The sequence below is a fragment of the Shouchella xiaoxiensis genome (assembly GCF_016907895.1).
GTDB lineage: Bacteria > Bacillota > Bacilli > Bacillales > Bacillaceae_D > Shouchella > Shouchella xiaoxiensis.
In genome coordinates, this window is the sequence record NZ_JAFBCV010000004.1 from 45,463 (window position 1) to 69,763 (window position 24,301).

Here is a 24,301-nt window from a genome sequence, read left to right on the forward strand (position 1 = left end):
TTTTGCCGTCTGTAATCGTCTGTAAAATTTATGATAATTTTGTATTATTTTATGTTAGGATAAAATCATAAGGGGGCTATATTCATGCAAACTATTTTTGTAATTCTATTTATTTCCTTTTTTGTACTCTCTGTTCTTGCATACAAAAATCCTGAGAAATTTAAAGTCAGTAAAAAAGGAGCTATGCTACGTTTTGGCGTGCCCACCATTGTGTTATTCCTCGCGGTTGGTCTAACTGGTGGCGGTAATAGCGACGATCCGGCAGAGGCATCCGCGGAAAATGAAGTAGAGCCGGCGGTGGAAGAAGAGGAAGAGGACGAACCTGTAATAGAAGAAACCGAAGAAGTCGACGAGCAAAAAGATATAGAAGAAGAACCTTTGACCCCTCTAGAAATCGCGACAAATACGGCTAATGACGTCCTTAAAGACGGTATGCTCGCAAATATCGAGGTCAATAATTACCCTGAGAACGATTCGAAAGTGGTTTTACTTACTATTAATGGTAGCGATAATCTAACAAAGAACATGATTTATAAGGGAATGCTGATTGATTCTGAAAAAATAGCTGAGGCATTTAAGAATAGCGAGATTGAAATACATGATCTTATGATGTCATGGCAGATGCCACTAGTTGATACGTACGGAAATGAAGAAGACGGAGAGGTCTTGCGTATTAATCTATCCGGCGAAACGCTTGATATGTTAAATTTTGATAATTTCTTATATGATAACCTCCCATCAGTTGCAGATACTTATTGGGAGCATCCTACATTCAGTAATTAAAAAGAGCCTCGCGATTGCGGGGCTTTAGCTATGTATTCTTTTCTCTTTCTCTTACATAGTCCTGTAATACCTTAATGACTAGGTTATTTAAGCTGCGATTATCCTCTTTAGCCATCTTGGTAAGCTTATTTTTTAGGTCTATGTCAAACGTGATGTTAGTTCTTGCTTTATCAGGACCAATTGCCAACAAAAACACCTCCCAAAATAAATATATCATAAAATTTAAATTTAGTGTAGACAAAGTGATACCACCATGGTATCTTAATATCAACAAGAAAATACAACTTTCACTAAGGAGTGTTAAAAATGGCAGTTTTATCACTAGGACCAAAACCGGCACCAATTCCGTTTGACGAGTACGAGATCGTATCTTTCGAGGATGGTTCGCCATCAATCGTAATCGCTACATACGAAATAACAGACGTAATCAGCGTCAAGGTTTACGACGACGAAGATGCGGAGCTTTGCTTCGGACCTCATACGGTGCCCTTCGCATGGACGCCGCAGATGCGGGCGGTAATCGACGATATTGACGCTTACGAGGCGATTGAGCTACTTTCGATCCTCGCGGTCGATGCGGAGCCAACGTCGTGAGCCGCGGGGAATGGCGCAAAGTCACCGCCTTTCAGAACTACGCAGGCGAGCCGTACCTAGTGTTCACATATGACGCGTGGTTTAACGAAGGCGAGAGCGTTGTGTATTTCGTTTCCGACTGGCACCGCGAGCTAATACAAGCTGATATTACGGCGAAGTGGCGTAATGACATATTCGAGGTAGGCGGTGAGGTCGTTATTGCAACCGTGGACCCGGCGACGTTTTCGGATGCTGAATTTTACGAATTGCGGCGGAAATTGCTAGAGACGTCCTTACTCCGCTTCCTATACGAAATGGCTCTGCGCGACCCCGAACTTAATTACGGATTGGAGGCGCTTCTCGATGAAAAGCCTTGACGCGCGGATAGCTTACTATTTGCGGAAGACGAACGAGAACTTTACGGATGTGGTGCGGCAGGACAGAACGCAGAAGAAGCGCAGGAACGCGCGGTTGGTGGCGTACAAGACGGAACTTAGTAAACGATGCACAGAACATAAAAATGGAGGGTTCTATAATGCCTAAATTAACCAAAGTGAAAGTTCAAACGGTTCTTATTGAGTGGAATGGGGCTGTATGTGTTGATATTTATGACGGGTATCTTTCTGAGGAATCAAAAGTAGTTTATTGGGTAGAGGATAACGGTTTGATGCTCAATACTTATCTTGTAAACGAAATGAACGGTACTTACCAAACCGACTCTGATACCGACATTCACTTGGCAACTATTTCAGATCCGACTAAATTTAATCTAAATGATGCTACTAGTTGGCATCGGAAGCTTAATTCAGCATCCTTGTTTGATTTCATCGTAGCTGAGCGTGGTGAGATAGGTGGTAACGATTTGCGTCTATCCGGATTTCTTAAAATGGATACTAAAGGTTCTAGACTAAGAGGAGTTGTTTGAAATGAGAAACTTCTACCGGGAGCTTGAAAACTTGAAAACGCAACTTGAAGAGGATTTCAACTACTATAACACGCGTCAAAGTATGATAGATAAGCGCATCAAGCTTCTGCAAGATCGTAACCACATCGCTCAGAACGCCGAGGAGTTAGAAATGATGCTTAAGGCGCGTCGCGAAGTAAAGGAGCGAGTCGTTCAGCTTCTACCGCTTAGGGATATGTTCAAACATGAGTGGGACGAGGTTAAGGACAGGCTAAAGCGCGCGGAAGAGAATAGAGTACGCATACAAAACGATTTAAGAAAGGCGAGACTGCTTGAAAAAGAAATTGTATAGGCAAATCGACGACTTCTCCGGGTGGGGAGGTCTTTTTTTATGCTTGAAGTGTCCGAAAACAATAAGTCACCGGACATAATTAGTATAAGCGAAAAGTTTTATTAAAAGTGTGCGAAAAGGCAAAGTCACATCGTATATATAAGTATAAGGAAAAATTCTCAAAAAAAAGTGAACCACGAAGCCAAGTCACATAGCATAACTAGTATAGGTATTTTCTTCGTAAGTACACGAATCTAAGTTGACTGTCGTAGTATTAAATGAATCTGCGAAAAAAAATTTTTGTGAAAAATGACCCAAAAGCCCAAGTCACATAGCATAACTAGTATAGACTTTTTTAGTGAAAATCAGATTTGTCCCAAATGGGACGAGAAGTGCACGTTTTTAATTCGGAGGTTGTAGTAATTATTAGATGATTTTAGTGAATAAGTGTCCGAAAACAATAAGTCACCGGACATAATTTAGTATAGTTTTTAATTTTTGGTGTGCGATATCGATTTGGCATACGTCAAAATTATATAAGGGGGTTAATTAGTGTTAAGTTGTGCGAAACCAGAATTCTAGTTGTTTATATAAATATAAGAAATATTTTTATCATACTTTTGTCCCGAAAACCAAATATTTGTCCCAATTGCTAATGTATCAATCCAATACAGTAAGTATAGGGAACTTCTTTTGAACAAAAAAACGAGAGGATGATTGCTGTGGTTAACAATTATGAAAAAGTAGAGGTTGCTAAGCTAAAGGTTTCTGATTTTCAAGTTTGGTCAGAGATGGACGCAGGCACTTACGAACAGTTTGAGGCGGATATTAACGAACACGGACAACACAACCCTATCATTGTTGATGAGGAATATGTGGTTTTGGATGGGCACCACCGCCTAAGAGCATTGAAAAAGCTAAACATACAATTTGCAATCGTAAATGTTCAGTTCGATCTATCGGAAGATGAGAAACTTGAAATAGCATATAGAGCTAATTCAGCGAGGAGGAATATCACGCAAGCAGAAAGGAAAGCGCAAGCTTTTAAGTTACGTAAGGACCATAAGCTACCGTATAGGAAGATAGCGGAACATGTAGGAGTCGGTAAAAGTACGATAGAAAGATGGTTAAACGAAACAAGTGATAGTAAGCCTGACAAAAAGAAAGCTCCTTCTAAGGGTGAAGAAAAACTCGCGCAAGCACAAGATGAGAATCTAGCGCTTAGAAAGGAGATTCAAACATTGAAAGAACAAAAGAGAATCCAAGAACGGACCATCGAACGGCTTGAAATGGACCTACTTTCTGCAAGATTGTTCGCAGGAGGAAGCGACAACGGGCTAAGAGTGTTTGCGCAGTTTGTGGGCGAGAGAGAAGAAGCGTCAGCCACGGAGATAAGAAGATCGCTTCGAAAGGCGCAGGGGAAAGCTCATCCGGACAATCCCGATTCTACTTGGTTATCGCAACGCTATAACGCATCGCGGGAATTATTCGAGCAACTATACAAGGAGGTGTCCTAGTGGAGGGGAGTCATAAAGTATACGTAAAAACTGAGCCGATGGACGATTCCTTTTTTATTAAGCTACCGTCTAATCTTGCTCACTACGTTTATATAAGCGGCTACAAAGCCGAAATGAATTATCTATACGCGCTAATTGTCGATCATTTCAGCGTAGAAAAAGGCTTCGCCTATCCATCGCAACTAAGGTTGGCGCGGCTATACGGCAAGGACCTAAAAACCTTACGGAATCACCTTCGAAAGCTGCGCGAGGTTAAGTTGATTGATTACGAGGAGGAGGCGCCAACAAAAGTTTATGTCCCGCTTGTCCCACTTACGCAAGAGGAATTGTGGGCGCAGGCTCCCGAAGCTGAACGAAGATATAAAGATGTGGTTAAAAAAGAGTCGGACGAGCGTATGCGGGGCGCCGAAAATTGGGCAAGGAGTAAGTGGTACCGGTAAATTTTCCCGGTATGTATGAGGAAATTTTCCTTATGACGTCGGAACTTTTTCCCGGTTAACTATATTTAGTAACTAGATTTAATAAACAAGATTTAAAGTAATTGCAAAGGCAATTCGGGAAGAAGACCACTTCCCTCAGCTTGCGTCAAGAAGAACACTTTCCTTAGCCATAGAAACCGCGAAAATCTTTAAATATAAGAGAAAGAGCGAACGCGATAAAAGAATGTAACGCCACCGCTCGCCTGTCCCGCTTGGGACGCCAACTTTTACTCACGAAAGGGGAACTCGCATGTACAACGCTGAGAAAACACGTAAACGCATCGATCGCCCGACCCGAGGCGAAAAAGCGCTACAGGACGCCGTTAGAAAATTTTGGGACGCTCACTACACGAAACCTACGGGTACAGACGCCCGGAACGAATTGGTTGCGGAATTCCTAGCCATGCAGCCAGTAGATTCGGTCGCGTTGGACAAGCCGTTTATCGTTCATCCTGCTACGCGTAAGAAAGTAAAACAGGCGTCCGTCACACTAATGGAAGTTCTCGGCGATTTTATCATGCGACCGCTGACGTCTACGGAGAAAGCCGAAGAGTATCCGGTCTGGTCGCAAGAAATGGAAGTCGCCCGAACGAAGCGACGCAAGGAAAACGAGAGGCACATTTACTTTCAAGGATGGGAGGACGGACTCACCGAAGGAAAGCAGATTCCGCGCTTTGTAGTAACGGAAGATCAAATCAAACAGGAGGAACCGCGCATCGATCCGCCAACGGTCAAGGAGTTCCGATCTAGCTTGCGGCATGTGAAAATGTACGCTGGTCACTATGCGGCTGATTGGGCGGAAGAACGCGGGCTAAAACCGTTGAAGGTAGTCGGTAAGATTAAGCGATTAGACCTCGCAAGAGTCCGAGAATGTGACGTCTGTGGCGGCGCCTTTTACGCTCATGACTTACGTATGATTAGCTGCGATTGCCAGCCGGCGAGTACGTCAAAAAACCTGTCGCAATGCCAGTTAGACGCGAAGAAAATGCCCGATTTAAGGACAGAGAAAACCATAAGTTAATGTAGGGATGATTACTGGCGCGCGGTAATTATCTAACTATGAATATTTTATTTAACCATTATGTAAGGAAAGGGAGGGAAGGAAATGAATAGAGAGATATTTAGAGCACTTCGATTAAAAGAGGGACTAACACAAAAAGAATTTGCCTCTATTTTAGGAGTGTCTACCTCGTCGGTTGAAGCTATTGAGACAGGACGTAGAAATATAAGTGATAAGGTGCGCGCGAAGTTAGCACAGGAATATCCATTAGATGAATCTTATTTTACTTATTTCGATCAATACGAAAAACTACAAAGTAACCCATTTTAATTATATGTCAATTGAAGGGAGATTGCAAGAGGTGACTATTGAGTGATAACGAGTTTTACAAATTAGCCCGCACGGGTTGCGCGAACCATAACAACGCAGATAATACGTGCTACGTACTCGACGCGCCGTGTCAGCCGATGCGCTGTATTTACTTTCAAAACGCTGTTCTCGAAATGGACGAAGCACTAAAACGTCGCTACTGGACGCAAAGAGGCGCGGTCTATGACGACGTTAAAACCTGCGCTGCCTGTTCGGACACTTTCGAACGTAAATCGAATCGGCAGAAATATTGCCCGGATTGCGCTGCGGATCGTAAACGTACGAGAAGTCGCGAAGGTATGGCGAAAAACAGACGTAACAGTTAATCTTTCGAAGCGTAAATGCGTGATCTCGCCTTGTTTTAAGCACGATACAGCAACGTTTGATTAGCGCGGAACCAAATACCTTAGTAAGCCGTTTTATGGCGTCAAACTATTAACAAACGGAGGCGGTATCTATGCGGGAAGCAAAGTTAAAGTTCGAGATAAAAGTGGCGGGAGTCGGCGTCTATCAGTCGGTATATGAGCTAGTGTGCGCGGAGACAGGCGAGCAGTTGGCGTTTGAAGTAATGGAGCATCCGCGAAAGACTCATTCCGGGGTAACGGCAAGCGTCAAAAGTCGCGTAGAGGCGAAGCTGGCGGAATTAAATTACATGCTAAGAGAGGAGGCGGAATAATGGATATCAACAAATTTGGTCTAATCTTATCACAGATTATTGTAGGTGTTTGTACTTTATTGATACTAACAATTGGTGTTGGGTTAGCATTTCAATACATCATTAAACCATTATTTAATTTATAGGAGGCAATCAGGTGAGAAATAAAAAATGGAAAAAGAAATATAAAGAACCTCATGTGTGGCATGAGCAATTTACATGGAGAGGCGATCCAGTCGCTTTAGAAGCACTCGAACATATCAAAGGAATCGGTTATGGAACTAGAGGAGGATTTAACTAATGGGATTATTTACGACGGCTAAGAATTTCCTAAGTGGTATTGAGGAGAAGCGGCAATCCTTATTCAATAGGCAAGGAGCAATTAAAACGAAAATTGAAGAGCTGAAACAAGAGAAAGAAGATTTATTGGCGTCTTTCGATCCTGAGAAACCTTACGATCCTAAACCAATACAGAAGCTAGAAAGTTCAATAGAAACCGCCCAACTAGAATTAGATGCGTTAGCTTCTTACAAAAATAAATCTAGTGATGGTGACTATGATTCGCGAGTTGAAGAAATAGAAAAGATACGACAAGAGTTAAAAAACAGCTCGGCTACCAACAAAGAGGCATCCGTTAAAGCGCTAGATAAGATTGAAGAAGCCAAAAAGACGTTTTTAGAAGCACAGAAAAATTATTATGACATTAAGGCGAGGAATGATGCTGAGGTAATGGAGGCTCAGGATTTGATAAAGATTCTATCCTCACCTTTCAATCAGCGGGTCGATTATCTTAGACGTGAGCAAGAACGTCTCGGACATGAGCTATATAAAATTACTCCTTCTATAGGCGGTAAAGCTTCTAATCAGTCTGAAATTGACTCAGTACAGAACGAACTAAATTTAATACGTCGTGAAATTGTAAAGCTAGAGGATCATAAAGCCACGAAGTATTCGGGTGGTGTGGACAGTCTTAAGACATTTAGAAATGAAAATGGCGCAACCATCTACTTTATACATGACAAAGAGCAATTGGATGCGGCAGAAAAAGGACAAATAAAACAATAATTGGAGGCGTTTTTATGGAAAAACAAGTATTTATGTTAAGTAGTCATGATGAACAGGGTAGGACATACGACGAAAATCGAATTTATAGCTTCTCAAACGAAGAAGCTGACCAGCTCGTTACTAGCGGTAAAGCTGCGAATATTGATTTCCCGTATCTATCCGCTTATAAATCCGATGCAGAGCAGGCGGTTAAGCGTTACAAGGCGAAGCGCGACGAGATTAAGACGTCAGAGCGCTACGATTCTAACGAGAGTGAGCGCCAATACCAGTTGAAATCCGTGAGACAAGAGCTAGACGACTATATTTCAGCTAAAAAAGAGGAATATGCGGTCGAATTAGAGGCTAATTATCGCATTGAGGCGGGAAAGGCTTTCAGTGTAGACGTTTCACCTGATGCGCAGAGCTTCGTTGATTCTGTAAAGGCTCAGTTTGCAAGTGGTATAAACAGCGACGACCTATCACATATACTCATTGCTCGACTAAAATCGGCGTCAGACGAAGAGAAGCACGCTTTTGCCTTATCTTATCCGAGTATTAAGACATACATTCCCAAAGAGTATCAACCATATCTAGAACCGTTTGCTAAGTATGCTAATAGTGCTGGAAAAGCAATTCTTAATTGCAAGATTTTGCGTGAACTACCTACATCGTTCAGTCCTTTCCGCGCATACGAGACTATGAAGACGGTAGAAAACTATGGCAAGTAACGAGTTTGAGAGCAAGGTAAACTCAAAAGTACAGAAATCGCGAGAAGACTCGTATAGCGGCGTTGACCCATCATTCAAACTTTTTGGTAATCCGGGTCCGGGGCGTGCAAAACCAATTCCAATAGATCGAGCGAACGATGGCGCTCAACTATATAGGAAATTGAAACAAGAAGGCAAAATAAAGCACACAAAGGGGCTTGATTATGGAAATTAAATTGACTTTTAAAGAGAATGAAGGACCGAATGCGACATACCACCACAATATTTCTACTGAAATTAAGATAGGAGAGAATGTTACAACTACAGCCTACACTAATAAGTCTTATATTGATCTTGCTGAAATCTCGCTTCAATCCGGGTTTTATAGGCTGGCTGCTGGAAGACTGAAAGACGTTAGTGTCGTTATTATTGAAGCAGAAGGCTTCGAGACACCCGAAAGCATCCAACAGTATTTAAATGATAAATATTCAGTTCATAAGGAAATTAAAGAGGTTACGTTTAAGGCTCGCTAATACAGCGGGCTTTTTTATTTTTATCATAAAGGTCAAAGTTAATCAAAGTCAAAGGAGAGGTAAAAATGAACACAAAAAGAGACTTAGAGCTAATCATTGAAAATCACTATCTTGCTGTCAGACGTCATGTATACCGCGAGGGGTCCGCACCCAACCCGGACATTAAGAAGATCGCGACGGAAGCCGCTGAACGCGTAAGAGTTGGCGAACAGAAACTAAAGAAACTTCGTTTGCCAGTCGGAGAGCGATACCACTTCAGTCGTCTACGTAAAGGGTTCGAGTTGTTAGCGAAAAGTTTAGAAATTGCGGCAAAGGGCACAAACAACGCTAAAGCCGCGGAGCTATCGAAGGAAGCAGACGGGATGATGTCACTTTACGCTATTACCGTTTTAGGCAAGGCGGTGCGCGATATTGAATCACGAAATATTAGTTAAGATTGGCGGGGACATATCGGGACTCAGCAAGGGGATCAGCGAAGCGCAGTCGCAACTAAAGACGTTCTCTTCCGATGCCGAGGCGGGATTTAAAGCGATTGGGACCGCGGGAAAGGTCGTTACCGGTGCTGGAGTGGCGCTGGCTGGTGGACTTGGCTTCGCTGTTAAAACTTCGATGGATTTCCAGACGGAAATGGCGAGGGTAGGCGCTTTGTCGGGAGCGACCGACGACGAGCTTAGGCAGTTGACCGAGACCGCAAAAGAGATGGGTCGCACAACTTCCTTCACATCTACACAAAGCGCAGAGGCACTTTCCTTTCTCAGTATGGCGGGCTATTCTGCTTCGGAATCGATGGATGCCCTTTCTGGACTCCTTAATACCGCTGCGGCTGGTCAGATGGACTTAGGCGAAACTGCCGATATAACATCGAACATCCTGCAATCATTCGGTATCGCTGCGAAGGACACCGGAAAGGTAGCGGACGTATTGACGGCTGCTTTTACGAGTAGTAACGTCACGCTCACCGATATTGGCGAAACTCTTAAGTATGTAGGACCGAACGCTGCTGCGGCGGGCTACTCGCTCGAAGAAATGGCGGCGGCTACTGGTCTTTTGGGTAAGCATTGCCCGGTCGTGGGGAAACTCGCGGCATAAACTATCGCGTGAACTGCTGGAAGGCTACGGCGCAAGCTACGCTAATCAGCATCCAAGCCGACTAGGAATAGGCGGAAGGTTCAGAGACTAGACGGAGTATTCCAGACCGGAAGAAACGTCCAAGAGCGCGCGATACCCTAACGTGAAGCCGAGGGTAATGATATAGTCCGACTCTTATCGAAAGGTAAGGAGCGATTTAAACGGTCGCTCATAAGAAAAAGAATGCTGGTATACAGGCAAGTATGGCGGGTACCTCGTTACGTGGGATGATCGAAAGGTTCTCCGGTCCAGTTCCCGCGGCTTCGAAACTCATGAAAGAGCTAGGAATTGAAGTAGTCAACGCGGATGGCTCTATGAAGTCCCTTGCGGATATAGTCGAGAACGTAACCGCTGCTACTGACGGAATGGGTCAGGCTCAGAAACTAGCGGCTATTAAAACGCTCGTTGGTTCCCGTGCTTCCGCGTCATTCTTGGCGTTAATGGACGTCGGACCGGAGACGATGCGTGAGTTTACTGAGGAACTAGAAAACAGTGGGGGAGTAGCGGAGGAGATCGCAAACAAACAGCTCGATAACCTCGGAGGCTCGTTCTTGTACCTTAAGTCTGCGATAGAGGGCGCGGCTATCTCCATCGGTGACACGTTATCACCAGTTGTCCGAGCGGTTGCGGATTTATTGACAGGCTTAGTAACCTTGTTCAACAACCTTAGCGATTCAACTAAATCTGTTATTACGTGGATTGCTGCCGGAGTGGCGGCTTTTTTGTTGTTGGTCGGTCCATTGATGATTCTAGTCGGGATGATTCCGTCAATAGTGGGTGGATTCTCGGCAATTGGCTTACTGTTTACGAAGGTAACTGCGGCGGTTGCGGCGGCAGGAGGGTCGTTCGCGGTCATTAAAGCTATCATCGCGACACTGTTCGGTCCAATAACGCTCATTATCGGCGCCATAGCCGGTCTAATTGCGATCTTCGTCTATCTGTATAAGACTAACGAAGAATTTCGCGATAAGGTGCAAGGGGCTTGGAATAGCGTAGTTGAGTCGATCACAACCGCGTTGACAGCGATATGGGACATCATAACGCAGGTCTTCGGTCAGATAATGGCAATCATATCGCCAGTAATAGAATACATTAAAGAAGACTTCGCAGGTGCCGGATCGGTTATTGTTGACGTCTTTGGCGGTGCCTTTACTTTTATAAGCGAATTGATTACAACCGTTATTGATTACGTAAGCGGGGTAATCATGGCGGGCTTAACTTTTGTACAAGACTTTCTTACTACTCATGGAGAAACGATTACTGCAACTTTAATTGGAGCTTACGAAATAATTAAAGCAGGTGTAATGGCTGCGATCGAGTTTATTTGGTTTATAATCCAAGCGGTTTTAACTACAATTACTAACTTATGGGATGAACACGGAGAGACAGTGATAAATTTCGTTACTTCCGCGTGGGAAACTATTCAGAACGTAGTTGAAACAGTAATCGAGACCGTTCGAGGTGTCATTGATTCCGTTACGAGCGCTATATCTGAGATATGGGATAAACATGGCGAGACAATTATGGCTATCGTTACATGGGCTTTTGAGTCAGTTAAAGATATTATTGCAACTGCGCTCGAAGTGATCCAAACAAAGATAAGCGGAGTTCTTAACATCATAAAAGGTATATTTGAAGTTGTTTGGCCTATCATTTCTGGAATAGTTCAAATAGCTTGGGGACTAATTGAAATGTACGTTCAAACGGCTATTGATATTGTAAAAGGTATCATTGATGCTGCTATGTCCTTAATCAAGGGAGATTGGGAAGGCGCTTGGGAAGCTATAAGCGGAATCGCGCAAGATATATGGAATAATATTGAGGGCTTTTTCGAGAAGATCGATCTATACGAGATAGGTGCGAACATCATTCAAGGCTTAATTGATGGGATCGGAAGCATGGTTGGCTCAGTCGTTGAAACGGTTAAAGGCGTAGGCGAATCGATGGTAGGCGGTATTAAAAGCGTTCTTAGGATTAATTCGCCATCACGTACATTTCGCGACGATATAGGTCAGTGGATTCCCAAAGGATTAGCGGACGGCATAGACGGAGCAACAAGAGATGTCCGGCGTTCAATTGACGCCATGGTAGGTTTGATGCCGACTGAGATCGATCCACCGCGTTTATCTCCGGTAAGCATTGCACCGCCAAGTGTCAGCGGAGTAAGTGGAGGGTACAACGGATCAATGGGCGGAGGTTCACGCTACCACAGCGAGGGGGACACGACGATTAACGTTACTGTAGAATATAGCGGAGGCGAACGATATAACCGCCAGCAAGCCGAGGAAATTGGGCGAATTGCATCCGAACATATTGCGCGAGAGAAGCGTCATGTTTTGCAAGGACGAGGATAATTGTTGCGTGAGTATTGCACGCTATATAACGGGGCGATTCTGTCCCGTTCTTACATACGTATTACCAACGGAATAAAGCCGAGGATTCGGTGTACTTTATTCGCGACATATAATGAAGGAACTCGACATAGGTGTCGGTTATTATCGGACTATTACAGCCACATATTTCGTAAGTATTCTCGCCTATTATTCGTTCATATTACGTCATATATTCGTGCGATATAATGCAACATATAAACGAGGTCTAGCGGTAGCTGATTGAGAGTATTACCGGGCGAGGCGCCTCGACGCGTGACCCTCCGAACACTTCAGGGGGTCGTGATTTCGACGCCAAATGAGCGCTTTGTTTATGCATGATTTTATACATCGCTTGCGTCAACGGTAAAAGATACGAGGTTGATGTGGCGCGGGTTTAACGACTGCATAAAACGCGTAAACACAACACAACGGAACCTAAGCGAAGAACGTTGGTATGACTAGGGTTCAAGAAGTACCAAGTTTACATAATGCAGGTTATCGGAACCTAATTCTGTATAAACATGTATATTATATTCATTGAATTTGAGGCGAAAAACTCTCGGGCGGGGTCGAACGTATGGGGGGGGAGGGGTACGCGCCAGCTCGTTTGCCTGACGTATCTACCTTACGAGCAAAAATTTTTCACTTTGGGGGTTATACCGTTCGCACTCCGCCATATCGTAAACGCGTCGGGCTCCACCGTACCTTTCGCGCCTAGCTACACACGCCAAAAGTCGGAAACCTCCGCATCTTCTTCGATGGTACGCACCGTCCGCATGATCTTACGCGTAACTGACGCCCCGGGAACGTAGTCTTTATCATTCGCGGCTATCCCGATCGTGTTACGTCCTACACCGCTTTCCTCCGCAAACTCCACCGTACTAATACTATTTTTATCGAGCCATTTGCCGAATCTACTCCGCGGTTTCCCTAATCCAAACATCCTAACGCCTCCTATTGTATGACCTGCTATGTAAATTGTACATATCAGCTAATTAAACATAGCCTTGACCGCGACGCACGAATATATACGCATGATGCACGATTTTTTGTGCATAGTGGACAAGCGCCTCCGCATAAACGTAATTATCAGACGTCAAGGAGGCTATAAAATGACAAACAAAACCGATTCACCTTACCGCCCGACCGTACGATACGCGCCGATCTACAAAGAGTATGTAAACGACCTGTTCCACGCCACCACGCTCGACCGATCACAGATAATCCGCGCAGCCTTATTCACCGCGGCGCATTCCCCGGAGTTCCTAGCGCAGCTTAAACCGCATCTTAAGCGAGACGTCCCTATGCCCTCCCCTCGTTGGAACCGCGCAGATACCGTACTATGGCGGGAACAAAGCCCGCAACTAGAAAAAGAAAGTAAGCGCGGAGAGGGGGACGTCAACGATGAAAGTAATCATCGCGCAAGAGTCGCAGAAGGAAACGGAGTCGCCGCCGCAGACAATCGGGCGCAAGAAGCCGCTGAACCGAAGCAGGGACGCATTAGGTCGCTTTTCCGCGGAGGAATCACGCTCAAGCTGTGAGGTAAGACCGCGGGAACTCAAACTCGTAAAGGTGCGTGGGAGTTACGGTAGCTACGTCGTTAAGACGCGTTGGCTGACCGATGAACAGTGGTCGATTGTGATACTCGCCGCGCTCACGCTTGCTTTCGTGTGGTTGTGACCTAACCGCTACCCCATCGAAAAATGTACGTAGCGTTCCGCTCCTAACTATTGCAACGCAACGCTACAACGTGCTATAATCTCTAGGAATCGGATAGGTAGGCACGTCTCATATCGTGATTATGGCGGGGCTTATCGTAGACTTAACGTTGACTTACCGGGGTTTATTACGGTTACATAGTCGGGGGCCTTAGCTCAGCTGGGAGAGCGCAACGCTGGCAGCGTTGAGGTCAGGGGTTCGAGCCCCCTAGGCTCCATATAAAAAGCATGCTCAATTGAGCATGCTTTTTTTGTGCTTAAGTGCCCATACGTTGTTCGTAATTAAAGCCAAGAACTGCATAAATTTAACCATCTCTGGAATAGTAACAATAGACATAAAACCAAGAGGTGACTTGATGAGGTCAGTAACAATGCTACAGTTATTTCCGCTGATTCTTTTATCAAGCGGTTTAATGAATCATGTTATTATGATGCCGATTGTTCTTCAGTATGGTGAAAGAGATTCATGGATTGGCGTGCTCTTATCAGCGGCATATTTGCTTATTTGGGTTCCGCTTATTGTCTTTGTAAGCAGGCGGACAAAACAACAACGGATTACTGATTATGTGCAAGGTAGAACAGGCAAACTTGGTTCAGCTTTATTTAAAGCATTTTTATTTTTTTATCTCGCTGTTTTTGCATATGTGACGTTATTTAATACGATTACTTGGACCACTAGTACATACATGCAGTTAACCCCAAATGCGATCATCGCTTTACCTTATCTTATTTTATGTGGTCTCGCTGCATATTACGGAATACGTTCGATTGTGTTTACTGCAGGTATATTGTTACCAATTGTTATTGCTTTAGGTTTTCTAGTTGGGATTGGCAACTATCATATTAAAGATTATTCCTTGCTATTACCTTTATTTGAAAAAGGCTATGGTGATATGTTCGTTGCATCTTTTCTTGTGATGTGCGGGTTTGCAGAATTGATTTTTATTTTATTTATCCAACACCATGCACGAACGAAATTAAAGACAGGTTATTTGTTTGTTTTAGCTTTTTTGCTCTTTGGGTTAGCGTTAGGTCCACTAGTTGGAGCAATTACTATTTTTGGGATTGAAGAGGCCGAGCGATTAAAATATCCTGCTTTCTCTCAATGGAGAGTATTAGAACTCGGTCAGTATTTAACTCGATTGGATTTTTTCTCTATTTTTCAATGGTTGGCTGGTGCCTTTACACGACAAGCAATAGGTTTATATATTGCGGTTGATTTACTTGGTGCTAAAACAAAAAAAAGCCGACTTGTTCTCATCCTTTCTTTAACTTTCTTGTTGTGGCTTACAATTTTTATTCCCCTTGATGAGCCGACGTTTATTGTCTATTTAAGCCGATTCTACATGCCTTTTTCGTTGTTCTCTGCCGTGCTGATTATACTGTGGCTGTTTCTAGTTAGTTTGAAAAAAAGGAAGAAACATAAGCGAATTGAGAGAGGAAAACAAACTCATGAAGCCACACACTAAATTTCGAATTGAAGACTTTAAACGCGTATTTGGACACAGTGATGATGTTAAGTTTGAGACTTATTACTTCGATAAAGACAAGAAAGAGAAATTAGAGATCATCTATTGTCGTTCGATTGTTGATGTGAAATCGTTAAGGAAAGATGTCGTTTCTGTCCTGCATGAGATGGTCGAGGAACAAGGGTATGCTATTTTACAACAAGCAAATCAATTAGGACGAGCTCAATTAGAAGATGTATCACCAGAGAGCAGTTGGGATGAGTTAGCGAAAAGAATCTTTTCAGGAGAAGTTTTTTTCTTAATTGAAACGTATAACTGTCTCTATTCTGTTTTGCTCGCTCAATTTCCAAAAAGACGTCCAGAAGAGTCAAATACAGAAATATCGTTTCGCGGACCACGTGATGGATTTACAGAAGACGTAGAAGAGAACATTGCGTTAGTTCGAAAACGTTTAAGAACAAAAGCATTAATTAATGAAAGTTTCACGGTTGGCAAACGTGGACAAACTCAATTGTCATTGCTTTATATGAAAGATGTGGCAAGACCTGAGATTATTAACGAAGCACGAACTCGCATTAAACAGATTGATACTGATTCTGTCTTAAGTTTGGCTGAAATTGAAGAAAGAATGTCAAATACAAAATTTACTTTTTTTCCTTTAACTGTTTTTTCGAGTCGACCTGATTTTGTTGCAGCCTGCCTAGAGAACGGACGCTTTGTTGTTATTACCGATGGCTCTCCTGGTGCAGTCATTGCTCCTGTTAATTTAATGTTTGTGTTGAAAACGGCTGAAGACTTACATAACTCCTTTCTCGCTGTCGTTTTTCAACGCTTATTAAGAGTTTTAGGGCTGGTGTTTGCATTATTTTTGCCAGGGTTTTGGATCGCTCTAAACACGTTCCATGTTGACCAGCTCCCATTGCCTTTTTTGGCAACTATTTTTGTGTCGCGGTTAGGCTTGCCGATCTCTTCCACAATTGAGATTTTCCTAATGCTTGTTTTGTTTGAACTTTTCCGAGAAGCAGGAACAACCTTACCGAAATCGGTTGGACAAACACTTGCTGTTGTAGGTGGACTGATTATTGGTGATGCAGCAATTCGAGCTGGTTTAACATCACCTACGATGCTCGTAGTTGTTGGTTTGACCGTTGTCTCGACCTTTGCAATTACAAGTCAAGTTTTATCTGGAACAATTTCGATTATGCGCATCTATGTACTGATCCTTTCTGCATTTCTAGGTATGTTTGGATTTTGTATTGGAGTCATTTCAGTTATTCTCTACTTAGCTAGTCTAGAATCGTTTGGCTTGCCTTATTTATCCCCGCTATCTCCTTTTAGCAAAAAGGATTTTGTGTCTGGTCTTCTGGCAAAACCGTGGATGTGGCGTAAACGGCGACCAAAAACACTTCATACGGTTGATTCAACTAGGAGGAGAGACGAATGGTGAAAAAAGCAATCTTTATAGTAACCGTTTGTTTTTGTCTAAGCGGGTGTTGGGATACGGTTGATTTGCAAGATATGCAATATATAACGGCAATCGCGATTGATTATAATGAAAAAGAAAAGCAGTTTGAAATACATGGTCAGAGCATCAATTTTGGCAATTTATCAGTGAACAGTGCTGAAGGACAAAATGGAAACGCTAATGCATGGGTTGGCATATCACGTGGAGAAACGGTATTATCTGCGTTGAGTAACTTGGTTCCAAGAACAAATCAACAATTAAATTGGGGACATGTACATGCTATCGTCTACAGTCAGACAGCGTTAGCACATAATCCCTTAATTGAAATGAACGAGGGGTTGTATCGCTTCCAGCAAGTTCGGATGACGCCATGGGTTTTTGGTACAACTGAAAATTTGACTGAAGTATTAATGGTCACAAATATCTTTGGAGATTCAATTCATACTGAGTTATTTAATCCGCAAGCGGTTTTTCATGAGCGTTCCTTTATTGAACCGATCACCTTACATGAGCTAATGAGAGAATACCCCGAGGCAGGTAGGTCGGTTAAGCTACCTAATTTATCAATACTAGAAAAAAACTGGAAGAGTAATCAAGGCGAAACAAACACGTCACTTTTTGCAGACGGTGCTTTTGTAATAAAAGGTGGGAAGGAACCAATCTTGTTTTCTGACGAGCAACTAATCGGTTTACGCTGGTTAAATCATGCGACAGTTAATGCTCCTCTTGTACTAAAAGAGAATGAGAACACCATCGCTGCGCTAAATATCGTGCGACCAATTGCTACGGTTACCTCAGAGTTGGATGGCGATATTCCCGCATTTCGAATTCGAATTGATGCCAACGCCGATATTGAAGATTTTCCACCGGATCCTTCATTAGGTGCTTCAAAAACAATTAATGAATTAAAAGCGTTATCAGAAGAGACAATTAAGCAAGAAGTGAAAAGAACGTTCTTACTGGGAATTGAGCAAGGAAAAGACATCTATGATTTAGAAAATGTGTTTTATCGCCAACATGTTCAATCGTATAATACCATGCGGGATTCATTTACTTTAGACGAAAATACACCGCTTAGCATTGAGGTTACAATAAAGATTGAGCATACAGGTGAATATGAATTCTACCGCGATCGTGTGCCAGAAAGCGAGCAACGAAGATAAAAACAAGGCTGCGTTTGTTAACGCAGCCTTGTTTTTTATTTTGCTAGAAATGCTTCCGTTAAAGGAGGAACAACTTGTTTTTTGCGTGAAACAACCCCTGGCAAAGAGGCAGTATGTTGATCCAACTGAACGGAAAAGGCTTGTTCGAATGATGCTGTTTCTTTACCTAAAACTAGAGCTACAGAGTTGTTTTCGATAATATCTGTAATAACGAAAACGAATAAGTCGAGCTCTTTAGCAGCATTAATCGCTAGGATCGATTGTTCAAGCTCACTTTTTCGAACAAGGATATCATTGATATCAACCGTGTTGACTTGTGCGATTTCAACGGCGTAATCGTTCATTGAAAATTCTTTTGCATCAATTGACAGAAGTTGTTCTGACGTTTTTGTTGAAACATCCGCCCCTGCTTTAAGCATGTCCAAACCGTAGGAGGAAGCATCGACATTCGCAATTTTAGCAAGTTCTTCAGCTACTTCCTTGTCTTCAGCTGTACATGTTGGAGATTTAAATAAAAGAGAGTCGGAGATAATAGCAGATAACATTAAACCGGCTACTGATTGCGGGATGCTTATTTGATTTTCTTTGTAGATCTTATAAATGATTGTTGCTGTACATCCAACGGGTTCTGCACGGTAATAGACTGGGTCAGACGTTTCGAAATTAGCAATACGATGATGATCAATTACTTCTCTAACGTGAACTTCTTCAATATCGCTAACGCTTTGCTGACGTTCATTGTGGTCAACTAAAATAACGTTCTCCGTTTCATTAGAGACTGTTTCAACGAAGCGTGGTGCCTCTGTTTGAAAAGTTTGCAATGCAAATAAAGTTTCTCCGTTTACTTCTCCTAAACGAACGGGTTCAACATCGTGACCAAGTTGACTTTTTAAATCAGCATAAGCGATGGCAGAGCAAATCGTATCTGTATCAGGATTTTTGTGACCGAAAATAAGAGTTTTAGACATAAAGGCAGTCTCCTTTAGCATAGTGTGATTGTCCACCACATCATAACATGTTTTATGAATACGGTCGAAAACATTGAAATTGACATATTGCTCTAAAGTCCGTTTCATTCGAACCGATTGAAGCTTTGCATTAATGAATAAAAAGCGTATAATGAGAGAAGTGTGTGATTAGAGACAAGCCTAAGTTCATCGTTTAGCCATAACTTCGTGACAAGGAAGCGACAGTTCTTCCAAGTAACTATGTATTGGATTCGTTATGATAAACTTAACTGTAATAATAAATAACAACTAATTAAATAGATAGGGGGGAAGAGGGGATCTATGAGAACGGTAAAAATAGAAAAAAACATCCAAAATACCTCTCTTGCTGCGCCTAAACAGGCATTTTCACAAGTATTATCAGAGACGCTTAAGACTGGGATTATTAAATCGAATTTATTAGCGATGATGGCAGGGCTTAGTCTGGCTTTATATATTACAGGCACTTCATTCAGCGAAAAAATTCCTGAAATTTTCTTTGCAGTTCTTGGGTCTGCTTTAGTTATCGGTGCTGCAGGTGCATTTAACAATTTATATGACAGAGATATTGATGCAATAATGGATCGAACTAAGAATAGACCGACGGTAACAGGAAGAATGCAACCATTTAATGCACTAATGCTAGGTATTTCGCTTTCAATAGTAGGGATCATACTATTGCTTTTAGCTACGCCGCTTGCCGCGTTATTTGGTTTTCTCGGCTTGTTTTTGTATGTAGTACCTTATACAATGTGGTCGAAAAGAAGAACAATTTACAACACTGAGATTGGCAGTATCAGTGGAGCTGTACCACCACTGATTGGTTGGTCAGCTATCTCTGCAGAAATGTTTCATCCAGCAGTTGTTGGATTGTTTGTAGTCATGGTTATTTGGCAAATGCCACACTTCTATGCAATTGCAATTCGTCGACACGATGAATACAAGGCAGCGAGCGTACCGATGCTTCCTGTTGTTAAAGGATTTAAACGGACGTTTGTGCAAACAAATATTTATTTAGTTGCGCTTGTATTAGCCAGTTTCTTGTTTATTTCGTTTAGCTGGGTAATTACGCTTGTGGCGTTTTTATTGGCATTAGCATGGTTAGTTGTGAGCATTGTCGGACATAAACGAATGGAGCCAAAAAAGTGGGCCACGTTAATGTTTGTCTTTTCATTAAATCATTTGGTGATTTTATTTACAGCGATTATCGGTTATTCGTTACTCGCCCCATTGTTTTAAAAAGATAGTGCCTTGTTTTTATTCAAGGCACTATCTTTTGTTTAATCTAAGGAAAGAAGGTGATTACGATGGATGATACGAGCTGGATCTATATCGTTATACCGACAGTAATGGCTTTTTTAATGGGAACTGTAGCACTCGTTATCCGAATGAGGGCGTCCAAAAAACCAACATCAGCAAAACGAATTATGATTCCTCCTCTAGCAATGTCTACGGGATTTCTTATGTTTCTCTATGAACCTACGCGGCCCTCGGCTTTTCATGTGATGGAAGCGTTAGCAGCAGGTTTGCTTTTTTCAATCCTATTAATTTACACATCTAAATTTGAAGTGAAAAATGGAGATATTTATTTAAAGCGCTCCAAAGCATTCGCATTTATATTGATTGGCCTTTTACTTGTTCGTATCGTTTTGCGGTTGCTTGTTGGACAAGACATTAATCCAGTTGAGCTTTCAGGTATGTTTTTCTTATTAGCATTCGGTATGTTATTGCCGTGGCGAGTAGCGATGCTTGTGAAATATACGAAGATGAAACAAGATACGTATAAATCCTCTATAACACCTTCTAAATAGCATTTTTGCTACTTTAACTGTATAATAGAGGTAATAATCTAAGGAGAGGGGGATTTATAAAATGGGTTCAGATGGATTTTTTAGTGAGTATTATTCAATCTTTCAAGGAATACACCAGGGTTCTTGGGCAATTTTAGCAATCTTTTTTCTTATTGCCTATTTGCTTTATAGAAGCAGAAAAGTCAAAGCAGGTACGATTTTACATATGATTGCTAGACTCTTTTACGTCCTCATGCTCGTTTCAGGAATAGGAATGCTAGCTGCCTTAAATTTTGATTTATTTTATGTAACAAAAGGTTTAATTGCCATTTTAATGCTCGCATTCATGGAAGTCGCTGCTGGTAAAGCGAAGCGAAATGAGAATAGTCTAGGCTCGTTATTTATCGTTTTGCTTTTGCTTGTTGTCGTTGTGCTGATGGGATTCGGTGTAATTCAGTTCTAACAAAAAGAAGCATGCACTGCATGCTTCTTTTTGTTTGCAAAAAACGGGTGTTAACTGGTTATTATGGTGAAAGAGGTGCGAGTTGTGGAAGAGTATACTAGTGTCTTAATGCTTTTGTTGCTTATAGGCTCGTTCATTCCTTTAATTGAGTATATGATAACCGTTCCCGTGGGTATTTTACTATTGGGACAACCCGTTGTACCGGTTGTTATCGTTTCAATCATTGGAAATAGTCTAGGAGTAGCAGCAGTTGTATTTTTAGGTTCAAAAGTGAAACAGGCTAGGCAGAAACGTAGAGGTCAAGAGAAGCGTCCATCAAAAGATAACAAGCGGAAAGAACGGACGAAATATTTTTTAAATAAATACGGAATGCCGGGTGTAGGTATTCTTGGATCTATTTTAGTAAGTAGCCATTTGTCTGCGGCAACAGCAGTTGCCTTAGGCGTCTCAAAAGGAAGGGTTCTCTTTTGGACGATTGCTGGCGTAGTTATTTGGTCGGTCATATTAGGCATTATTGCTGTTTATGCATCACATTGGTTTGAGCCATTCTTCGGCACGACTGAATAAGTTCTGAAAACAGCCTTCTCAGTCAAAGGCTGTTTTTTGGTTAGGCTTCCTCGTACTAAGTTAGTAAAGGTCATGAAAATTTCACGTCAAAGGGCCATAAACCACTTGTTAAACTAAAAATAAGAAGTAAAATAAGGCTAGTATTATGTGAGGGGGAGTATCGTGAATAAGAGCACGAAACCACTATATATCGGTAGCGCATGCTTAGTGTTATTTGTTCTACTTGCATTTACTCTCCAGCTGTATGTTGTTGAACGCTTTGATCTTTTCATGTTGGAAGCGGCGATGAGTATCAGAGCTGGATGGGTAACGGTTATTATGGAATGGTTTGCATTTATCGGTTCAAGTGAAGCTGTTGTTGTGTTAACTGTCATTGTTTTTATTGGGTTATTTATTATAAAAGCGCCTTGGCGAGACTTTTTCTTTTTAGGAACAATAATGGCGGCTACGGCCGTGTTTAATACAACATTAAAATATACGATTGCTCGAGTTAGGCCCGAAGATTTTATGATGATTGAGCTGACAACATATAGCTTTCCAAGCGGTCATTCAATGGGCGCCCTTTCGTTATATGGAGCTTTGGTTTTTCTGCTTTGGGAGCGAATACCTTCTGGGGCATTACGAGTGATGATGTTAAGTCTTGCTATAGTCATTATTCTTGTCATGGGCTTCTCACGGGTTTACTTAGGCGTTCATTATGCAACGGATATTATGGGTGGATTTTTAATGAGTGGGGCAATTATTGCTTTTACTTATTGGTTTTTTTACGGGAGAAAACAGCAAGTTTAACCGGCAACAGGGTTCTTGTAGTTTTTTTTTATTAGGGCAAGAATGGTACTTATAAACGATAATGAATATTGGTCTTGAATCAGTGAAGGTTTTCGTTTATAAGTTTGACGAGTCTTTTGACGGATAAACGAAAAAAGCAGTCTGTTCATTCGAACAGACTGCTTTTTTCTGTGTTATACTAAGCGATATATAAAGATAAAAGAGGGACTGCTTGTGGAATCATTTCAACCACTGTGGCTGCTTTTCATAAGTTTAGCTATTGTGCTGATTGTCGTTTTTTATGTGAAACAAAGCCGGCGGAAACGCTTTGACGTTAGAAAAATAACGTTACGTGACATCGACCGAATGGACGGCATTGAGTTTGAGGATTACATCGCGGTAGCATTTGCGTCTGCTGGTTTTCAAACGTATCAAACGTTAAAGAGTAGAGATTTTGGAGCTGACCTTTATATTATAAATGATGAAGAAAAGCGAGTAATTGTCCAAGTGAAGCGGTACAACGCTAAATTAGGCTTATCATGTGTTCAAGAAGCCTATGCTGCACAGGTATTTTATGGAGCTGATCAATCGATGGTCATTACTTCAGCAGAAGGTGTAACCGATTCATGCTGGCAACTCGCCTCCAAAACAAACACAAGCTTTCTGCTACGCGCGGATCTTGAGGAGCTGACAATTCATTTACGTAAAGGCAGGTTAGAAGAAGCGTATTGGTTACTGGCAAGCCCTCATCACGCAGAGAGTGAAAAATCAACACCTGCTTTAACGCTTGTTGATCAAACGAAAAGTCGCATCCAGGCAGGTGACTTTTATTATAAATAAAAAAGGCAATCCTTGAGTGGATCGCCTTTTCTTTAAAAGTAGATTTCTAATTCGTTTACAATTCGCTTAATGCATTGATCATCGTTAATCAAATCATATTCTCTTATATCTAGTCTTAGGACGGGACAAGCATCAAACGAATCAATCCAGTCCTGATAGCGCTGGTGCATCTCTTGCCAATATGAAAGAGGTGTTTGTTTCTCCATTTCTCTACCGCGTGATTGGATACGGGAAAGAATTGTATCTAAATCTCCTTCAAGATAGACAAGAACATTCGGTTTTGGAAAGTAAGGATTCATCACCATCGCTTCGAATAAACTCGTATATGTTTCGTAGTCTATTTCCGTCATTGTTCCTTTATCGGCATGCATCTTCGCAAAGATTCCTGTGTCTTCGTAAATGGAGCGATCTTGAATAAAGCCGCCTCCGACCTCCACCATATGCTTTTGCTCTTTAAAGCGTTCAGCCAGAAAGTAAATTTGTAAATGAAAACTCCACCGTTCAAAATCGGAGTAAAACTTATCGAGATAGGGGTTATTATCAACTTTTTCGAATGAAGTTTTAAATTGTAGTGCTTCTGCAAGTTTTCTAGTCATCGTCGTTTTACCGACACCAACCGTTCCTGCGACGGTAATAATTGAGTTAGTTGGAATAATTGCTGACATAAGACGAATCTC

At 42.1% G+C, this 24,301-nt stretch carries 33 protein-coding genes and 1 tRNA gene; 30 read left to right on the top strand and 4 right to left on the bottom strand.

Annotation, left to right across the window (positions count from 1 at the left end):
* The first annotated feature begins 84 nt into the window (after positions 1–84).
* Positions 85–783 (top strand): hypothetical protein, encoded by a 699-nt coding sequence (locus tag JOC54_RS07715; RefSeq protein ID WP_204465511.1) that lies wholly within the window; start codon positions 85–87, stop codon positions 781–783.
* A 28-nt stretch (positions 784–811) separates the two neighbouring features.
* Here JOC54_RS07715 and JOC54_RS07720 read toward each other — a convergent pair whose 3' ends face one another.
* The gene (locus JOC54_RS07720) at positions 812–970 is read right to left on the bottom strand and encodes a DNA-binding protein (protein WP_204465512.1); all 159 of its coding nucleotides are present in this window, start codon (positions 968–970) and stop codon (positions 812–814) included.
* Positions 971–1,089: 119 nt separating this feature from the next.
* Here JOC54_RS07720 and JOC54_RS07725 point away from each other — a divergent pair, with 119 nt between their 5' ends.
* The 18 genes from JOC54_RS07725 (at position 1,090) to JOC54_RS07810 (ending at position 12,377) form a co-directional block, all read left to right on the top strand.
* Positions 1,090–1,377, top strand: a complete 288-nt coding sequence (locus tag JOC54_RS07725) for a hypothetical protein (RefSeq protein WP_204465513.1) — start codon at positions 1,090–1,092, stop codon at positions 1,375–1,377.
* Entirely contained in the window at positions 1,374–1,733 is a 360-nt protein-coding gene (locus JOC54_RS07730) for a hypothetical protein (protein ID WP_204465514.1), read from the top strand. The genes JOC54_RS07725 and JOC54_RS07730 overlap by 4 nt, the downstream gene beginning before the upstream one ends.
* A 158-nt stretch (positions 1,734–1,891) precedes the next feature.
* Positions 1,892–2,281 carry a hypothetical protein gene (locus tag JOC54_RS07735; RefSeq protein WP_204465515.1) on the top strand — a complete coding sequence of 130 codons (390 nt, stop codon included), beginning with the start codon at positions 1,892–1,894 and terminating at the stop codon, positions 2,279–2,281.
* Position 2,282: 1 nt separating this feature from the next.
* Positions 2,283–2,612: a hypothetical protein gene (locus JOC54_RS07740; RefSeq protein ID WP_204465516.1), complete on the top strand. Its 330-nt coding sequence runs from the start codon at positions 2,283–2,285 to the stop codon at positions 2,610–2,612.
* 701 nt (positions 2,613–3,313) lie between these two features.
* Positions 3,314–4,108 carry a ParB N-terminal domain-containing protein gene (locus JOC54_RS07745; RefSeq protein WP_204465518.1) on the top strand — a complete coding sequence of 265 codons (795 nt, stop codon included), beginning with the start codon at positions 3,314–3,316 and terminating at the stop codon, positions 4,106–4,108.
* The gene (locus JOC54_RS07750; RefSeq protein WP_204465519.1) at positions 4,108–4,548 is read left to right on the top strand and encodes a helix-turn-helix domain-containing protein; all 441 of its coding nucleotides are present in this window, start codon (positions 4,108–4,110) and stop codon (positions 4,546–4,548) included. The genes JOC54_RS07745 and JOC54_RS07750 overlap by 1 nt, the downstream gene beginning before the upstream one ends.
* A 556-nt stretch (positions 4,549–5,104) precedes the next feature.
* A complete protein-coding gene (locus JOC54_RS07755) occupies positions 5,105–5,608 on the top strand; it encodes a hypothetical protein (RefSeq protein WP_204465520.1) in 504 nt (167 codons plus the stop codon).
* A gap of 84 nt (positions 5,609–5,692) precedes the next feature.
* Positions 5,693–5,917, top strand: a complete 225-nt coding sequence (locus JOC54_RS07760; RefSeq protein WP_204465522.1) for a helix-turn-helix domain-containing protein — start codon at positions 5,693–5,695, stop codon at positions 5,915–5,917.
* Positions 5,918–6,139: 222 nt separating this feature from the next.
* The gene (locus JOC54_RS07765; protein ID WP_204465525.1) at positions 6,140–6,346 is read left to right on the top strand and encodes a hypothetical protein; all 207 of its coding nucleotides are present in this window, start codon (positions 6,140–6,142) and stop codon (positions 6,344–6,346) included.
* A gap of 67 nt (positions 6,347–6,413) precedes the next feature.
* Complete coding sequence (locus JOC54_RS07770) at positions 6,414–6,632, top strand: hypothetical protein (protein ID WP_204465527.1); 219 nt, start codon at positions 6,414–6,416, stop codon at positions 6,630–6,632.
* Positions 6,633–6,768: 136 nt separating this feature from the next.
* The gene (locus JOC54_RS07775) at positions 6,769–6,912 is read left to right on the top strand and encodes a hypothetical protein (RefSeq protein ID WP_204465528.1); all 144 of its coding nucleotides are present in this window, start codon (positions 6,769–6,771) and stop codon (positions 6,910–6,912) included.
* Positions 6,912–7,676 (top strand): hypothetical protein, encoded by a 765-nt coding sequence (locus JOC54_RS07780; protein WP_204465529.1) that lies wholly within the window; start codon positions 6,912–6,914, stop codon positions 7,674–7,676. The genes JOC54_RS07775 and JOC54_RS07780 overlap by 1 nt, the downstream gene beginning before the upstream one ends.
* 14 nt (positions 7,677–7,690) lie before the next feature.
* Positions 7,691–8,383 carry a hypothetical protein gene (locus tag JOC54_RS07785; RefSeq protein WP_204465530.1) on the top strand — a complete coding sequence of 231 codons (693 nt, stop codon included), beginning with the start codon at positions 7,691–7,693 and terminating at the stop codon, positions 8,381–8,383.
* The gene (locus JOC54_RS07790; protein WP_204465531.1) at positions 8,373–8,597 is read left to right on the top strand and encodes a hypothetical protein; all 225 of its coding nucleotides are present in this window, start codon (positions 8,373–8,375) and stop codon (positions 8,595–8,597) included. The genes JOC54_RS07785 and JOC54_RS07790 overlap by 11 nt, the downstream gene beginning before the upstream one ends.
* Positions 8,587–8,895, top strand: coding sequence for a hypothetical protein (locus tag JOC54_RS07795; RefSeq protein WP_204465532.1), 309 nt, complete (start codon positions 8,587–8,589; stop codon positions 8,893–8,895). Before JOC54_RS07790 ends, JOC54_RS07795 begins: the two co-directional genes overlap by 11 nt.
* A 65-nt stretch (positions 8,896–8,960) precedes the next feature.
* A complete protein-coding gene (locus JOC54_RS07800; RefSeq protein WP_204465533.1) occupies positions 8,961–9,329 on the top strand; it encodes a hypothetical protein in 369 nt (122 codons plus the stop codon).
* Positions 9,307–9,984: a phage tail tape measure protein gene (locus JOC54_RS07805; protein ID WP_204465535.1), complete on the top strand. Its 678-nt coding sequence runs from the start codon at positions 9,307–9,309 to the stop codon at positions 9,982–9,984. The genes JOC54_RS07800 and JOC54_RS07805 overlap by 23 nt, the downstream gene beginning before the upstream one ends.
* 230 nt (positions 9,985–10,214) lie before the next feature.
* A complete protein-coding gene (locus tag JOC54_RS07810; RefSeq protein WP_367617782.1) occupies positions 10,215–12,377 on the top strand; it encodes a phage tail tape measure protein in 2,163 nt (720 codons plus the stop codon).
* A gap of 736 nt (positions 12,378–13,113) precedes the next feature.
* On the opposite strand, the gene JOC54_RS07815 is transcribed toward JOC54_RS07810, so the two are convergent.
* Positions 13,114–13,338, bottom strand: a complete 225-nt coding sequence (locus tag JOC54_RS07815; protein WP_204465537.1) for a transcriptional regulator — start codon at positions 13,336–13,338, stop codon at positions 13,114–13,116.
* Between the two features lie 361 nt (positions 13,339–13,699).
* Between JOC54_RS07815 and JOC54_RS07820 the strand changes: the two genes are divergently transcribed.
* The 5 genes from JOC54_RS07820 (at position 13,700) to JOC54_RS07840 (ending at position 18,210) form a co-directional block, all read left to right on the top strand.
* Positions 13,700–13,936 carry a hypothetical protein gene (locus tag JOC54_RS07820; RefSeq protein WP_204465538.1) on the top strand — a complete coding sequence of 79 codons (237 nt, stop codon included), beginning with the start codon at positions 13,700–13,702 and terminating at the stop codon, positions 13,934–13,936.
* Positions 13,937–14,258: 322 nt separating this feature from the next.
* Positions 14,259–14,331 (top strand) — tRNA-Ala (locus tag JOC54_RS07825).
* Between the two features lie 138 nt (positions 14,332–14,469).
* Positions 14,470–15,582 carry a GerAB/ArcD/ProY family transporter gene (locus tag JOC54_RS07830; protein ID WP_204465539.1) on the top strand — a complete coding sequence of 371 codons (1,113 nt, stop codon included), beginning with the start codon at positions 14,470–14,472 and terminating at the stop codon, positions 15,580–15,582.
* The gene (locus JOC54_RS07835; RefSeq protein ID WP_204465540.1) at positions 15,566–17,029 is read left to right on the top strand and encodes a spore germination protein; all 1,464 of its coding nucleotides are present in this window, start codon (positions 15,566–15,568) and stop codon (positions 17,027–17,029) included. The genes JOC54_RS07830 and JOC54_RS07835 overlap by 17 nt, the downstream gene beginning before the upstream one ends.
* Positions 17,023–18,210 carry a Ger(x)C family spore germination protein gene (locus tag JOC54_RS07840; protein ID WP_204465543.1) on the top strand — a complete coding sequence of 396 codons (1,188 nt, stop codon included), beginning with the start codon at positions 17,023–17,025 and terminating at the stop codon, positions 18,208–18,210. The genes JOC54_RS07835 and JOC54_RS07840 overlap by 7 nt, the downstream gene beginning before the upstream one ends.
* Positions 18,211–18,245: 35 nt before the next feature.
* Here JOC54_RS07840 and JOC54_RS07845 read toward each other — a convergent pair whose 3' ends face one another.
* The gene (locus JOC54_RS07845) at positions 18,246–19,178 is read right to left on the bottom strand and encodes a manganese-dependent inorganic pyrophosphatase (RefSeq protein ID WP_204465545.1); all 933 of its coding nucleotides are present in this window, start codon (positions 19,176–19,178) and stop codon (positions 18,246–18,248) included.
* A gap of 321 nt (positions 19,179–19,499) precedes the next feature.
* Between JOC54_RS07845 and cyoE the strand changes: the two genes are divergently transcribed.
* The 6 genes from cyoE (at position 19,500) to JOC54_RS07875 (ending at position 23,624) form a co-directional block, all read left to right on the top strand.
* Positions 19,500–20,435 carry a heme o synthase gene (gene cyoE, locus JOC54_RS07850; RefSeq protein WP_035420987.1) on the top strand — a complete coding sequence of 312 codons (936 nt, stop codon included), beginning with the start codon at positions 19,500–19,502 and terminating at the stop codon, positions 20,433–20,435.
* Positions 20,436–20,503: 68 nt separating this feature from the next.
* Positions 20,504–21,007: a CcdC family protein gene (locus JOC54_RS07855; protein ID WP_204465546.1), complete on the top strand. Its 504-nt coding sequence runs from the start codon at positions 20,504–20,506 to the stop codon at positions 21,005–21,007.
* 61 nt (positions 21,008–21,068) lie between these two features.
* On the top strand, positions 21,069–21,449 hold the full coding sequence (locus JOC54_RS07860) for a DUF1516 family protein (RefSeq protein ID WP_204465549.1): 381 nt from the start codon (positions 21,069–21,071) through the stop codon (positions 21,447–21,449).
* A gap of 84 nt (positions 21,450–21,533) precedes the next feature.
* Positions 21,534–22,016 (top strand): small multi-drug export protein, encoded by a 483-nt coding sequence (locus tag JOC54_RS07865; RefSeq protein ID WP_204465551.1) that lies wholly within the window; start codon positions 21,534–21,536, stop codon positions 22,014–22,016.
* Between the two features lie 162 nt (positions 22,017–22,178).
* Positions 22,179–22,805 carry a phosphatase PAP2 family protein gene (locus JOC54_RS22870; RefSeq protein ID WP_204465553.1) on the top strand — a complete coding sequence of 209 codons (627 nt, stop codon included), beginning with the start codon at positions 22,179–22,181 and terminating at the stop codon, positions 22,803–22,805.
* Positions 22,806–23,018: 213 nt separating this feature from the next.
* Positions 23,019–23,624 carry a restriction endonuclease gene (locus JOC54_RS07875; protein ID WP_204465555.1) on the top strand — a complete coding sequence of 202 codons (606 nt, stop codon included), beginning with the start codon at positions 23,019–23,021 and terminating at the stop codon, positions 23,622–23,624.
* A 32-nt stretch (positions 23,625–23,656) separates the two neighbouring features.
* Here the strand turns inward: JOC54_RS07875 and JOC54_RS07880 are convergent, their stop codons facing one another.
* Complete coding sequence (locus JOC54_RS07880; protein ID WP_204465557.1) at positions 23,657–24,289, bottom strand: deoxynucleoside kinase; 633 nt, start codon at positions 24,287–24,289, stop codon at positions 23,657–23,659.
* Positions 24,290–24,301: the final 12 nt, after the last annotated feature.